The sequence below is a fragment of the Streptococcus sp. 53 genome (assembly GCF_013276565.1).
Classification (GTDB): domain Bacteria; phylum Bacillota; class Bacilli; order Lactobacillales; family Streptococcaceae; genus Streptococcus.
This window is the reverse complement of the sequence record NZ_VMLG01000001.1, coordinates 38,785-51,753: the sequence shown is the minus strand read 5'-3', so window position 1 is coordinate 51,753 and position 12,969 is coordinate 38,785. Positions and strand designations below refer to the sequence as shown.

15 protein-coding genes are annotated in these 12,969 nt (G+C 39.7%); 4 read left to right on the top strand and 11 right to left on the bottom strand.

Going from position 1 to position 12,969, the window contains the following annotated elements; all coding sequences use genetic code 11:
• Positions 1-68: 68 nt before the first annotated feature.
• The 9 genes from HT722_RS00240 to tsaB form a co-directional block, all read right to left on the bottom strand.
• Entirely contained in the window at positions 69-392 is a 324-nt protein-coding gene (locus tag HT722_RS00240) for an AzlD domain-containing protein (RefSeq protein ID WP_004263021.1), read from the bottom strand.
• Complete coding sequence (locus HT722_RS00235) at positions 382-1,077, bottom strand: AzlC family ABC transporter permease (RefSeq protein ID WP_078135725.1); 696 nt, start codon at positions 1,075-1,077, stop codon at positions 382-384. Before HT722_RS00235 ends, HT722_RS00240 begins: the two co-directional genes overlap by 11 nt.
• A 226-nt stretch (positions 1,078-1,303) precedes the next feature.
• Complete coding sequence (locus HT722_RS00230; RefSeq protein ID WP_000415011.1) at positions 1,304-1,588, bottom strand: hypothetical protein; 285 nt, start codon at positions 1,586-1,588, stop codon at positions 1,304-1,306.
• Positions 1,589-1,789: 201 nt separating this feature from the next.
• Positions 1,790-3,013, bottom strand: coding sequence for a hypothetical protein (locus HT722_RS00225; protein ID WP_000603362.1), 1,224 nt, complete (start codon positions 3,011-3,013; stop codon positions 1,790-1,792).
• Positions 2,994-3,956, bottom strand: coding sequence for a ThiF family adenylyltransferase (locus HT722_RS00220; protein WP_050271616.1), 963 nt, complete (start codon positions 3,954-3,956; stop codon positions 2,994-2,996). The genes HT722_RS00225 and HT722_RS00220 overlap by 20 nt, the downstream gene beginning before the upstream one ends.
• 719 nt (positions 3,957-4,675) lie before the next feature.
• Positions 4,676-5,539, bottom strand: a complete 864-nt coding sequence (locus HT722_RS00215; protein ID WP_050271615.1) for an XRE/MutR family transcriptional regulator — start codon at positions 5,537-5,539, stop codon at positions 4,676-4,678.
• Between the two features lie 106 nt (positions 5,540-5,645).
• Positions 5,646-6,656: a tRNA (adenosine(37)-N6)-threonylcarbamoyltransferase complex transferase subunit TsaD gene (tsaD, locus tag HT722_RS00210; protein WP_173276962.1), complete on the bottom strand. Its 1,011-nt coding sequence runs from the start codon at positions 6,654-6,656 to the stop codon at positions 5,646-5,648.
• Positions 6,646-7,083, bottom strand: a complete 438-nt coding sequence (gene rimI / locus HT722_RS00205; protein ID WP_050271613.1) for a ribosomal protein S18-alanine N-acetyltransferase — start codon at positions 7,081-7,083, stop codon at positions 6,646-6,648. Before rimI ends, tsaD begins: the two co-directional genes overlap by 11 nt.
• Positions 7,080-7,763: a tRNA (adenosine(37)-N6)-threonylcarbamoyltransferase complex dimerization subunit type 1 TsaB gene (gene tsaB / locus HT722_RS00200; RefSeq protein ID WP_050973708.1), complete on the bottom strand. Its 684-nt coding sequence runs from the start codon at positions 7,761-7,763 to the stop codon at positions 7,080-7,082. The genes rimI and tsaB overlap by 4 nt, the downstream gene beginning before the upstream one ends.
• A 177-nt stretch (positions 7,764-7,940) precedes the next feature.
• Here tsaB and cibA point away from each other — a divergent pair, with 177 nt between their 5' ends.
• Both cibA and cibB read left to right on the top strand, forming a co-directional pair.
• Positions 7,941-8,126 (top strand): fratricide two-peptide bacteriocin subunit CibA, encoded by a 186-nt coding sequence (cibA, locus tag HT722_RS00195; protein ID WP_173276961.1) that lies wholly within the window; start codon positions 7,941-7,943, stop codon positions 8,124-8,126.
• A 1-nt stretch (position 8,127) separates the two neighbouring features.
• Complete coding sequence (gene cibB, locus HT722_RS00190; protein WP_049534762.1) at positions 8,128-8,280, top strand: fratricide two-peptide bacteriocin subunit CibB; 153 nt, start codon at positions 8,128-8,130, stop codon at positions 8,278-8,280.
• A 323-nt stretch (positions 8,281-8,603) separates the two neighbouring features.
• Here cibB and HT722_RS00185 read toward each other — a convergent pair whose 3' ends face one another.
• On the bottom strand, positions 8,604-8,819 hold the full coding sequence (locus HT722_RS00185; protein ID WP_050973707.1) for a hypothetical protein: 216 nt from the start codon (positions 8,817-8,819) through the stop codon (positions 8,604-8,606).
• Between the two features lie 280 nt (positions 8,820-9,099).
• Here HT722_RS00185 and HT722_RS00180 point away from each other — a divergent pair, with 280 nt between their 5' ends.
• A complete protein-coding gene (locus tag HT722_RS00180; RefSeq protein ID WP_000639572.1) occupies positions 9,100-9,333 on the top strand; it encodes a DNA-dependent RNA polymerase subunit epsilon in 234 nt (77 codons plus the stop codon).
• A gap of 1 nt (position 9,334) precedes the next feature.
• Positions 9,335-11,014: a ribonuclease J gene (locus HT722_RS00175; protein ID WP_000331983.1), complete on the top strand. Its 1,680-nt coding sequence runs from the start codon at positions 9,335-9,337 to the stop codon at positions 11,012-11,014.
• 37 nt (positions 11,015-11,051) lie between these two features.
• On the opposite strand, the gene mnmG is transcribed toward HT722_RS00175, so the two are convergent.
• A complete protein-coding gene (mnmG, locus tag HT722_RS00170) occupies positions 11,052-12,965 on the bottom strand; it encodes a tRNA uridine-5-carboxymethylaminomethyl(34) synthesis enzyme MnmG (RefSeq protein ID WP_173253154.1) in 1,914 nt (637 codons plus the stop codon).
• Positions 12,966-12,969: the final 4 nt, after the last annotated feature.

Sequence of the window (12,969 nt, the reverse complement as noted above, 5' to 3'; positions counted from 1 at the left end):
GACGAAGTCAGTAACCATATATACGGCAAGGTAAAGCTGACGTGGTTTGAAGAGATTTTCGAAGAGTATTAAAAGACCAAACGCAAGACTGCAATTAAGACCACTCCAAAGAGAACTGTTCCGACTAGATTGCGGTAGCGAAAGGCTACCCAAGCTGTTGGAAAGACGGCTAAGAAGTCCAGCCATTTGATTTGAGGAAAGCTCCCAACCTTGCCTGTCACTACGCTTGAAAGAATCAAGGCAAAGATAATAGAAACGGGCAAGAACTTCAAAAAACGTTCAACAATCGCAGGCAAACCCTTATACTTGACTAAGATGAAGGGAATCATACGGGGAATCCACGTCACCAAGCCAGAGAAAATAACTGCTAATAAAAGATACTTACTGACCATCTAAAACCACCCCCATTGTACAACCAAGTAGCGTCGCAAAGAGAACAGCTAGCGACTGAGACACCACTGTCAAGAGTAAAAAGAAGGACACCGCAACAACTGCTAGGATAATGAGCAAATTGCGGACAGGAATCCGTCTTTGCATAATCTGGAATTGCGAAGCAAAAATGCCGATAAACATCCCAACTAGGGCAAAATCTAAACCAAAGATTTCTGGATTTGGCAGCAGGCCACCCAGAGCCGTTCCGACCACTGTTCCCACAAACCAAGCCACATAACTGTTGAGATTGTTCCCGTGCATCCACATAGGATTGACCTTGTCTGCATGGGCCAATTCGCCCATCAAAACACCATAAGTCTCATCCGTCAAGATACTAGACATACCGATATTGTGCCAGAGACTAGTATGACGAAAATAGGTCGACGCATGCAAACTCAACAAAAAGAGACGCAAATTGATCAAAAAAACCGTCATAGCAATAGCTGCCACAGGAGCTTGAACCGCAATCAGTGCCAGCATGGCAAACTGGGCACTCCCAGCATAAACAAAGAGGCTCATCAAGCCCATCTCCACAGGTGTCACATAGGGCGCACCAATAATCCCACAGGCCAGGCCGATACTGACATAACCAAGTGCCGTTGGCATAGCTGCCTGCGCCCCCTCCCAAAATCCTTTTTCTTTCATCTTTCTCCTCATATTGTCTTAATAAATGGGCTGAAAAGGCTCCAGCCACAGCATGGACTATTATAACATATTCAGGAAAGAGAAAAAAGTCTGCTGATTGTAATCAGACAGACTCCATTTTATTCTATAGTATCAAAAACAAGACTTGGTTTGGCATTGAAATCCAAGTCTTGCTCATATTCAGATTCATCCATTATGCGATGCTCATGCCGTATTTTATAATGAATCATATTTTAAAAATACCAGACCACACTACTCCCTGCTTATATTTAGCTTCTTTCTTTTGGACAAATTTTGCCAAATCCAATAACTCTGTCGGTGGTTCACCTTTAAAGCCCAATAATTCTTTAGAGACGGCAAATGAGAGACGTACAGCTAGCAAATCTTCACTAGTACTAGAGAACTGTTTTGCTGTTTCCAGCAATTGCTTCCTAAATTCTTCCGTCAAGCTAATTTCTTTATTATTGTACAGGGAATGAATTAAAATTTGTAACTGACTCTGTTTTTCCATCGTTTACCTCATTTTATCTAGGACGCCAAGGACCATATTTAGCCCAACCATCCACCATAACATTTACAGTGTGTTCCAAATTAGAAATATATTGTACAGACTTCCAGTTGCTAGGTGAAATTTCGTTTCTTTCATGGACACCTCTAAAAATTTTTAGAAGTTCTTTTCAAATAATCATGCAACATTCATATAAAATAAATTTTAACAATTAGTATCATTCTTTTTGAAAAAATTACAAATAACTAATAAATAAATTCCTATAGATAGTGTAAATCCATTTATTAAAATACCCAAAATTTTTATATCTGTATAAAATTGAGGAATAATCAAAAATAGAATGGCAAATAAAGCATATAAACTTGAATTAGTCGAATATATCAATCCCATAGTGTCGTATCTATACTCTGAGTAAATCATTTTTTCAAACATATTTCCTGATATACCTATTAAAATAAATGCTAAAAAAAATAACAACAACTTTATTAACGGAAATGGAGTAATAAATACTAGCATGAGTGCTAATCCAGATACAGTATAATCAATAAAGAAAAACATTTTATACGGAATTCCCACTCTAGGAGCCAAAATTGCTCCTATCAAATCGGCAAATCTTTGAGCTCCTAGTACCAATCCCAAATATTGAATAGGTATGCCTTCTGATAAAAGATACAGTGGCATTAAAGTTAAAAGTAGATCTGTACCCCCACTTAAAATTGACTCTGTAACTACTATAAAAGAGGCAAATTTTGATTCTCGAAAAGCAGAAACAGTTTCCAAAAATTGGAAAGAAGAATTACTTTCCAAATCTACCTTTTCAGGTCGAACACTTTTAGTATTGTTTTTGGAACCGGGCAATCTGATTTTAATCATAAAATAAATAGCAGCCACAAAAAACGGAATACTTAAATTAAAAACAACAAAATAAGATAGAAGCCCTAATAGTAGAGATGCAGTTAAATTACTAATAATATCTAACACATTTGATGCCAAGTATTGAACATCTATCGATTTCTTTATTAGCATGTCATCATTATTTAAAGTTTCTGGAACAATTTTCATCTGCAGTGTATTTAATAAATTAGTTGATAATGCGAACAAAAAATTCAATACATAGATATACACAACACGAAAATGATACCTTAAACACAGAATTGTAATCACAATTATAATAAACTGGAGAATCTGGAAAATCACTAGCCAAATTTTATCTCTCTGAATTTTATTTATAAAACTTCCATAAAAAACAGCAAGCAAATTTGGGATAAAACCAATTAGAGTAAATAGAGATAACTGTCCTGCCTCAATATGATATACACTTACTAACCCTATCGATAAAGCAATAAAGTAAAAACTATCTGCAATATTCCTAGACGATCTACCTAATATTAAATTTATAAAATTTTGGCTAAATTTTCTTAATATCATGCTTATAAACCTCAAAATTCATGCAATCGATTTGAATATAATCCGTTAAATTCAATAATCCTGTTAAAGTATCTAATACTTTATAAGATATGATTGATGCAGCCATATATGATATTGGAGAAATAACACTATACGGTATTCTACTATCCAAAACATGATCATCTGTTATCATAAAGTCCCTATAAAACTCCCTCAATGAAATAGTTTTGCCCGGAATAATATGTAGGTAGTTTATTACCGTAGATGCATATGAGCCAACAATAATAGGTCTCGTATATTTATGAGCTAAATCATCAAACCAGTAGTCTATCTCTATTCTAGGAGTATCTGCACAGCATAAAGCAATGTCAAAATTATAATCTTTAAAAATAGTTTCTAAGTCATTCTGACACTCTAACTTCCTATAAATAGTTGTCACATTTGAATCAGAAATCTCTTGAATATGCTGTTTTATTATGTCTATTTTTAGCTTACCAATATCAGATTTCTTAAAGGATGTTTGTCTAGTAAGATTTGACTCTTCCACAATGTCAAAATCTACTAATATGAAATTACCTATACCTAGACGAGCTAAAATTTCGACTGTTGTTGATCCAATACCCCCTACACCAACAATTAAAACTGTTGAATTTAATAATCTATCCTGATACTTACTAGGGTCTAAATTTTCTGACAAATCAACCCACTCAAAGAAATTAATATTTCGGGAATATTTGGAATTATCATATTGATTACTAGTCACTAATCCCATAGATATCATCGACTCAACAACTTGTTTTTCTCCATTAGACAACAATTTTATATCAATGTCATTATCTAATTTTTTTATTAAATTGATGTTCTCTTCATTAAAATCAATCTCCCTTACAAGAGAAGCATTACCAAAACCAAATTTTATTTTATCTTTAAATATATACGGTTGAAGAGTTCTCTTTATTCTCATTTAGATCCTCCTAATCAAAAACTATTAAAAGATAAACAACAAATAGGAGTTTGGAAAATATTTTCCTAAACTCCAAAATTATAAATACGAATACAACTCATTTATAATTTCTATCCATATAATAAATTAAAATACAAAAAACTTATCGACTTCTAAAATTCAGTTAAAATCTTAATAGCATGCAGATATTAACTTTTAAACATTATGAATATCATCATTCTTCACAATTATTAAGATTTAAGATTTTTTGTATAATATCCGTTGCATTTGCAGCAAAATATATATTAATTAGAATTTTTGTCGTATATGTTTATCTTGATTTCAATCCACTATATCTAATCCAAAGTTTATCTTTTCTATCCTATAGATTGCTATTATTTAACTAACGGCCACCTAAACGATGCCCTTGAAATGAATATGGTACAGCAGACATTGTTTCTCCTCCAATTATTTTTCTTTGTAAACCACTTATGCGACCTAGGATTTGCTTCAAGTACTTTACAAGAACACTATAACACGAAAATTGGCGTATTTGAGAAAATCGCATATTTGATATTTTTTCTTATAGAAATTTCTGATTTGCGATTTTAGTGGATTTGATTATTTCACTGGTATAATAAAGTTATTACTAACAAGGAGGGATATAATGATGAAGAAAAGAAAAATCCAACTGATACTCCTGCTTATTTCGGAGTGGGTTATCGTCTTCCCGTTTCTAATCAATCGATAAGTTCTTTGTATTGCTGAAAACGCAATTCGAAGAGGGCTGTTAATTGTGAATTTTCTAATACTTGCAGAGATTGGATAAAGTGTTCAATCTCTTTTTGATTACTTCCTTTGGTTTGAAGAAATATACTCATTTTCTTTAAAAATTGCCACGATAATTTCTCAAAAACATCGTATGGACGGAGCATACTCTCCAGCTCTGCTTCAAAGATTGGGATATAGGAGAAAAGCTTGCGCTCCATGAGCTCTGATAAGATATTTAATAGTCCTTGCTTCATATACAATCGATTGTGTACTAACTCTTTAAATTCTTTGGATTTTTCAAGCAAAGAGGTTGATAAAAAAATCAGATCTTGATTGCTTAGGAAGGGCATGGTATTGCAAAAAAGATAGAGTTCAAACCAGGTCCAAGACTCAATAGCATAGAGATAAGTAGTCAAAAACTCCCTATCCTCCTCTGTTAGCAGATAGCTCTTATTTAAGGAATGAATAGCATTTTTAATCACAATGGCATTCAAACAACGATAGGTCTCTGCCATCTGTCCTTGCTCGACTTCCTCCAACAGTTGCTCTAAGCCAGCTATATCTTGGTGGGCAAAGCGATCCACAACCCTCCTACCAATCTGCATATGTGGAGATTCTTGATAGTTGTTGAGTTTGTGCCCAAACTCATCAAAATTCATATTGATCCCTTGGATGGCTAGAATCAACTTATCCGCAGATAGCATAGACTGCCCTAGTTCAAACTTGGACAGCTGAGAAGCTGTTAGTCCAGCACAAGCCACATCTGACTGCTTGAGCTTTCTAGCCAAGCGCAACTCCTTGTAAAATTCTCCCAATTCCATTCTCTCGATCATCTTACCACCTCCTAGCTTTTGCATATTATATCATTATTTTTATAGTTTTGTCAAAATATTCTGACACTTTGGTGATTGAAAAAGCCAGCCTTAAGCTGACTCCATTTTATTCCATGGTATCAAAAGCGAGACTTGGTTTGGCATTGAGGTCCAAGCCTGAGAAGTTTTCTTTGTTCCACTCACTGACGCTGGCATAGGCAATCATTCCTGCATTGTCTCCGCAGAGGCGCAGAGGTGGGATGATGACATTGACATCTGTGATTTCAGCCGCCAGGCGTTCTCTGAGACCTTTATTGGCTGCCACACCACCTGCCACGACAAGGGTTTTAACAGGGTATTTCTCCAAAGCCTTCTTAGTTTTTGCCATAAGAATATCCAAGACAGCTGCTTGGAAGGAAGCACACAAATCCTCTGTGGACAAGCTCGCTCCCTTTTGCTCGGCATTGTGGTGAAGATTGATAAAGGCAGACTTCAAACCAGAGAATGAAAACTCCAGATTATCTTCCTTGATCATGGCACGAGGGAAATCATAAATATCCTGTCCCTGATGAGCTAGCTCGTCAATCTCACGACCAGCAGGATAGGTCAAGCCCATGACACGGCCGACCTTATCATAGGCCTCGCCAACCGCGTCATCTCGCGTTTCCCCAACAATCTTGTAGTCACCAGCCTCCGAAACATAAACCAACTCTGTGTGTCCACCACTGACTAAAAGGGCTAGCAAGGGAAACTCCAAAGGCTCCACACTCTGAGCTGCCATGAGGTGACCAGCCATGTGGTTAACAGGGATAAGTGGAAGTCCATGTGCCCAAGCAAAGGCCTTAGCAGCTGACAAGCCAACTAGCAAGGCTCCGACCAAGCCTGGTCCATAGGTAACTGCCACAGCTGTCACATCCTCTTCTGTAATCTCTGCTTCTGCTAGCGCCTCCTCGATACAGGCTGTAATGACCTCGACATGGTGACGACTGGCTACTTCAGGCACTACGCCCCCAAAACGTTTGTGACTCTCAATTTGACTAGCAATGACATTGGACAAGAGCTCATCGTCGTTTTTCAAGACGGCAACACTAGTCTCATCACAGGATGTCTCAAATGCTAAAATATATCTATCCTTCATCTATTTCTCTCTTCATAATGATGGCGTCCTCGGCTGGATCATGGTAGTAGGCCTTTCGCTCAGCGATGACTGCCATCTTTTCTTTCTTGTAAAATGCTTGCGCTCGGTGATTTGACTTTCTGACTTCGAGGAAAATCTCCTTGTCTGTCGGCAATTGAGCAAACAAGGCTGACGCAATTCCCTGACCCTGATAGGTTTGTTTGACAGCGATTTGCAGGACTTCTGCTTCAAAAAGATTCTCCTGTACAGCTAGAAATCCAATCACTTCGGCCCCATCATAAGCTAGAACATACCAAGTCTGATCTTGGGACAGGTCTGCTTGGATTTGCTCCAGCGTCCAAGGACTGACTGGGTAAACAGCTATCATAACAGCGTAGATGGCTTGAGCTAGGTCAGGCTGTTGTTGGATTCGTTTGATTTCTATCATAGGCGTTTAATGTAAGACTCGCCAGATTCAGTGTGATTCTTGAGCCAGTTTTCCTCAGCCTCGACACGCTTGAGGTAGTTCGGCACAAAATCATGCAAGGAGTCTGCTTCCTTGTCCCAGGCCCAGAGAGCTAGATTGGCTGCATTAGGCAAGGTTTCTTTGAAATTAGTCCTTGGCAAGTGTTCTTGAATCTGCTCCACAAAGGGGGCAACTTCTCCGACAAAGGTTATCTGACTAGCGCCCTTGATTAGCTCAATCACTCTCTCAAAGGAAAGGTGCGCTTCTGGCATGACAGGTTTAGCATTTTCATAAAATCCTGCGTACACATTATTGCGACGCGCATCCATCAAAGGAACGAAGAGACCTTCTTGTTGGTAGGGCACCAGAGCCAAGAGGCTAGACATACCAACCAACTCAATGTTCAGAGTATGAGCCAAAGTCTTGGCAGTTGCGACCGCAATTCGCAAGCCTGTGTAGCTACCTGGTCCTTCCGCCACCACGATTCGGTCCAAGTCCTTGGGAGTCCAGTCCAAACTCGTCATCAAAAAATCGATGGCAGGCATGAGGGTAATACTGTGATTTTTCTTGATGTTAATAGTAGTCTCAGCAAGAACCTGCTTGTCCTCTAAAATAGCGAGAGAAAGAGCCTTGCTGGACGTATCAAAAGCTAATACTTTCATAACACATTCCTATCTTTTTGTCTGCTTACTATTATACTACAAAAGCTGGCACATGGGAATTTTCTTTGCCCCTAAACAAGAGTGCCCTCACTTAACTAAAAATAATTTAAAAAAATGTTCACTTTTCCTTTTCTTTTACGAATATAAAAGTGAACAAGAAAAAAGGAGGAAAGTTCAATGACAAATTTTGACGTTCTTGACAATCAATTTTTATCCTTATCTGAAAATGAATTATCAGATATTGATGGCGGTCTCGCTCCCTTGGTTATCTTTGGAGTAGCAGTATCTTGGAAAGCTATTGCAGGTGGAACAGCACTTATAGGTTCTGGTTTGGCAGCTGGTTATTTTTTAGGAGAAGATTAATATGATGAAAGATTTGAACAACTATTGTGAAATTTCTAATAAGGAATTGCAAGAAATAAAGGGTGGCTTTGGTGTAGGTGTTGGTATCGCTTTATTTATGGCAGCTTATACCATTGGAAAAGACCTTCGTAAAAAATTTGGTAAGTCATGCTAAATAAAAAACACATTTTTAGAAAGATAAATTTTATTATCTTTATCTCTTACAGTTTGCTCAGCATTCTCAATGATTTAAACATGACTACTATCCCTTTACCAATTGATTTATCTGTTTGTATTGTTTTATTTTTATGCTTCAACTCTATTTTTGAACAGAAGAATCATTAACATAAAACTAATAAGCTATGAAAATTCGATTGTCATGTCATTTTAGAAAAATGCAAAGACCACCTCATCTTGATAGATGGGGTGGAATTTTCCTGTCGTAAATCTACTATCTCTACATCCCCAAACAAAAATGCCCCAGCATGAGCAGGGCATCTAAGCATTTAATCCAAAGTAAAATACAAACCAAACGACATAGGTTACGAGGAGGAGAAAAATCGAGTAGAGAGTCACAAAGGTAATTTTCCACAAGAACTTGCTTTGTCGTTGTTCCAGTTTGGCAAATAGAAGATTCCCCGCATAAACGCAAGCAACAAAAACAATAAAAGCTACCAAGCGAGCTCCGATAGCAAAAGCAAATAAGTTATACATAGGGCAACCTCCTTGACTTAAAAACTATATGGAATTATGACAAGCAATAAATTTCACTTCCGTTATCAATATAACACATTTTCTTCGTTTTTGCAAGCGCTTACTAAAGGAATTATCCCATGACTTTCTCGTTTCCGTCTTTTACTAATTTTTCATTTTGTGGTATAATTGAAATAATTGTAACGAATCAAGGTCAATCTAGACACAAAATGGAATGAAATCAAGCAAATCTATGCTAAAAGTTTGGAATAAGCTGACCTGTAAAATAGAAAGGAACTATATGATTTACAAAGTTTTTTATCAAGAAACAAAAGAACGTAGCCCACGTCGTGAAACAACACGCGCACTTTACCTAGACATCGATGCCAGCTCAGAACTTGAGGGCCGTATCGCTGCTCGCCAACTTGTCGAAGAAAATCGCCCAGAGTACAATATCGAATATATCGAACTCTTGTCTGACAAATTGCTAGATTACGAAAAAGAAACTGGCGCCTTCGAAATTACGGAGTTCTAATATGGCCTATACTCTTAAACCTGAAGAAGTCGGCGTTTTTGCCATCGGTGGTCTGGGAGAAATCGGGAAAAACACATACGGAATTGAATACCAAGACGAGATTATCATCGTCGATGCTGGGATTAAATTCCCAGAAGATGACTTGCTTGGTATCGACTATGTTATCCCTGACTACTCTTACATAGTCGACAATATCGACCGCGTCAAGGCTGTTTTGATTACACACGGACACGAGGACCACATCGGTGGGATTCCTTTCCTACTCAAGCAAGCAAATGTCCCTATCTATGCTGGACCGCTTGCCTTGGCTTTGATCCGTGGAAAACTCGAAGAACACGGCCTCTTGCGCAACGCCAAACTTTACGAAATTAACCATAATACTGAGTTGACCTTTAAAAATCTCAAGGCAACTTTCTTTAGAACTACTCACTCTATTCCAGAGCCTTTGGGGATTGTCATTCATACTCCTCAAGGGAAAATCGTCTGTACGGGTGACTTCAAGTTCGACTTTACTCCAGTTGGAGAACCTGCAGACTTGCACCGTATGGCTGCTCTTGGTGAAGAAGGCGTGCTCTGTCTCCTGTCTGACTCAACAAATGCAGAAGTGCCAACCTTTACCAACTCTGAAAAAGTCGTTGGTCAGTCCATCATGAAGATTATCCAAGGCATTGAAGGACGTATCATCTTTGCATCCTTTGCCTCAAATATCTTCCGTCTCCAACAAGCAACAGAAGCTGCTGTTAAGACTGGACGTAAGATTGCGGTCTTTGGTCGTTCTATGGAAAAGGCCATTGTCAACGGAATCGATCTTGGCTACATCAAAGCTCCTAAGGGAACCTTTATCGAGCCAAATGAAATCAAAGACTACCCTGCAGGCGAGGTTCTGATCCTCTGTACAGGTAGTCAGGGAGAGCCGATGGCAGCCCTCTCTCGTATCGCCAACGGAACCCACCGTCAGGTGCAACTCCAACCAGGCGATACTGTTATCTTCTCTTCAAGTCCAATCCCTGGAAATACGACTAGCGTCAACAAGCTGATTAACATCATTTCAGAAGCTGGTGTCGAAGTTATCCACGGTAAGGTTAACAATATCCATACATCTGGACACGGTGGTCAGCAAGAGCAAAAACTCATGCTCCGCTTGATTAAGCCAAAATACTTCATGCCTGTCCACGGTGAATACCGCATGCAAAAAGTCCACGCTGGACTAGCGGTAGATACTGGTGTTGAGAAGGACAATATCTTTATCATGAGCAATGGCGATGTACTTGCCCTTACTGCTGATTCTGCTCGTATCGCAGGCCATTTCAACGCCCAAGACATCTATGTCGATGGAAATCGTATCGGTGAAATCGGTGCTGCTGTCCTCAAAGACCGTCGTGATCTATCCGAAGACGGTGTCGTTCTAGCAGTCGCAACTGTTGACTTCAAGTCTCAAATGATTCTGTCTGGTCCAGACATCCTCAGCCGAGGCTTTGTCTACATGAGAGAATCTGGCGACTTGATTCGCCAAAGCCAGCGCATCCTCTTCAATGCCATTCGTATCGCACTGAAAAATAAGGATGCTAGCGTGCAATCTGTCAATGGTGCCATTGTCAACGCTATTCGCCCCTTCCTCTATGAAAATACAGAACGTGAACCGATCATCATCCCTATGATCCTCACACCAGATGAAGAATAAATCATAAAACAGCCCCGATTTTCGGAGCTGTTTTTCTCTATGCTTTCTTTTCTTGATTTTTAGAAATACTACGATTTTTACCTTCCAGATACACCATCAAAATAGAAATATCTGCTGGGTTTACTCCCGAAATACGGCTAGCTTGACCAATAGTTTCTGGATTGATAAGTTTGAACTTCTGGCGAGCTTCTGTCGCGATAGAATCAATATCATCCCAGTCGATATTGGCTGGAATGCGTTTTTCTTCCATGCGTTTCATCTTAGCAACCTGGTCCATGGCTTTGGAAATATAGCCTTCGTACTTGATTTCTGTTTCAATCAATTCGATAATCTTGTCATCCAAGTCCTCTGCAGCTGGTCCGATGAAGGCTACCACATCTTGGTAAGAAACTTCTGGACGGCGAAGGAATTCCTTGGCTGTCACTGCATCGGTCAACGGTTTAAAGCCCATCTCCTCAACCTTGGCATTTGTTTCCTTGACTGGCTTGAGTTTGATACTATCTAGGCGCTTCATCTCATTGTCAAATTGATTTTTCTTAATTTCAAAACGAGCCCAGCGTTCATCATCCACAAGGCCAATCTCGCGTCCCATCTCGGTCAAACGCATATCAGCATTGTCATGACGGAGGATGAGGCGGTATTCAGCTCGACTGGTCAAGAGACGGTAGGGTTCAATGGTTCCCTTGGTCACCAAGTCATCAATCATCACCCCGATATAACCATCACTCCGCTTCAAAATCAATTCAGGCTTATCTTGGATTTTCAGAGCCGCATTGATCCCAGCGATAATCCCTTGACCTGCTGCCTCTTCGTAACCTGACGTTCCATTTGTCTGACCAGCAGTGAAGAGACCTGAGATTTTCTTGGTTTCCAAAGTCGCACGCAACTGATGAGGCAAGACCATATCGTACTCAATGGCATAACCTGTTCGCATCATCTCTGCATTTTCCAACCCTTTGATGGAATGAACCAACTCACGTTGGACATCCTCAGGCAGACTAGTTGATAGTCCTTGGACATAGACTTCCTCAGTATTGCGCCCTTCTGGCTCAAGGAAGAGTTGGTGGCGTTCCTTGTCCGCAAAGCGCACAATCTTGTCTTCAATTGACGGGCAGTAACGAGGCCCCACTCCCTTGACCACACCTGTAAACATAGGCGCACGGTGGAGGTTGTTTTGAATAATCTCATGACTGGTACCATTGGTGTAGGTCAACCAGCACGGTACTTGGTCTTTAACATAATCTTCATCACGTGACGTGTATGAGAAGTGATTAGGTGCTTCGTCTCCTGGCTGAATTTCTGTCACATCGTAGTTGATAGAAGAAGCCTTGACACGTGGAGGCGTTCCTGTCTTGAAACGACCGATTTCGAGGCCCAATTCCTTGAGATTGTCAGCTAGGTTAATAGAAGCTAGGCTGTGGTTAGGACCTGATGAGTACTTGAGGTCTCCGATGATAATTTCCCCACGGAGAGCCGTCCCTGTCGTCACGATAACAGCCTTTGAAGCATACTCTTGATGGGTCGCTGTACGAACACCGACAACCTTACCATCTTCCACCAAAATCTCATCAATCATGGTTTGACGAAGGGTCAGATTTTCTTGATTTTCAACTGTCTTGCGCATCTCCTTAGAGTAAAGTTCCTTGTCAGCCTGCGCACGAAGGGCACGAACAGCTGGCCCCTTCCCGGTGTTAAGCATCTTCATCTGGATGTAAGTCTTGTCAATGGTCTTGGCCATTTCACCACCGAGGGCATCGACTTCACGCACAACGATCCCCTTGGCAGAACCACCTATAGAGGGATTACAAGGCATGAAAGCCAGCATTTCAATGTTGATAGTCGCAAGCAAGACCTTACAATCCATACGGCTAGCAGCTAAGGAAGCCTCGACCCCAGCATGTCCCGCACCGATTACAATAATATCGTATTCTTCAGTAAAATTATATGTCATGTTT

Coding starts and splice junctions, on each gene's coding strand:
- mnmG (WP_173253154.1), bottom strand. CDS start 12,965: ATGACATATAATTTTACTGAAGAATACGATATTATTGTAATCGGTGCG.
- HT722_RS00225 (WP_000603362.1), bottom strand. CDS start 3,013: ATGATATTAAGAAAATTTAGCCAAAATTTTATAAATTTAATATTAGGT.
- HT722_RS00240 (WP_004263021.1), bottom strand. CDS start 392: ATGGTCAGTAAGTATCTTTTATTAGCAGTTATTTTCTCTGGCTTGGTG.
- cibA (WP_173276961.1), top strand. CDS start 7,941: ATGACAAATTTTGACGTTCTTGACAATCAATTTTTATCCTTATCTGAA.
- tsaD (WP_173276962.1), bottom strand. CDS start 6,656: ATGAAGGATAGATATATTTTAGCATTTGAGACATCCTGTGATGAGACT.
- HT722_RS00235 (WP_078135725.1), bottom strand. CDS start 1,077: ATGAAAGAAAAAGGATTTTGGGAGGGGGCGCAGGCAGCTATGCCAACG.
- HT722_RS00220 (WP_050271616.1), bottom strand. CDS start 3,956: ATGAGAATAAAGAGAACTCTTCAACCGTATATATTTAAAGATAAAATA.
- HT722_RS00215 (WP_050271615.1), bottom strand. CDS start 5,539: ATGATCGAGAGAATGGAATTGGGAGAATTTTACAAGGAGTTGCGCTTG.
- HT722_RS00175 (WP_000331983.1), top strand. CDS start 9,335: ATGGCCTATACTCTTAAACCTGAAGAAGTCGGCGTTTTTGCCATCGGT.
- rimI (WP_050271613.1), bottom strand. CDS start 7,083: ATGATAGAAATCAAACGAATCCAACAACAGCCTGACCTAGCTCAAGCC.
- tsaB (WP_050973708.1), bottom strand. CDS start 7,763: ATGAAAGTATTAGCTTTTGATACGTCCAGCAAGGCTCTTTCTCTCGCT.
- cibB (WP_049534762.1), top strand. CDS start 8,128: ATGATGAAAGATTTGAACAACTATTGTGAAATTTCTAATAAGGAATTG.
- HT722_RS00230 (WP_000415011.1), bottom strand. CDS start 1,588: ATGGAAAAACAGAGTCAGTTACAAATTTTAATTCATTCCCTGTACAAT.
- HT722_RS00180 (WP_000639572.1), top strand. CDS start 9,100: ATGATTTACAAAGTTTTTTATCAAGAAACAAAAGAACGTAGCCCACGT.
- HT722_RS00185 (WP_050973707.1), bottom strand. CDS start 8,819: ATGTATAACTTATTTGCTTTTGCTATCGGAGCTCGCTTGGTAGCTTTT.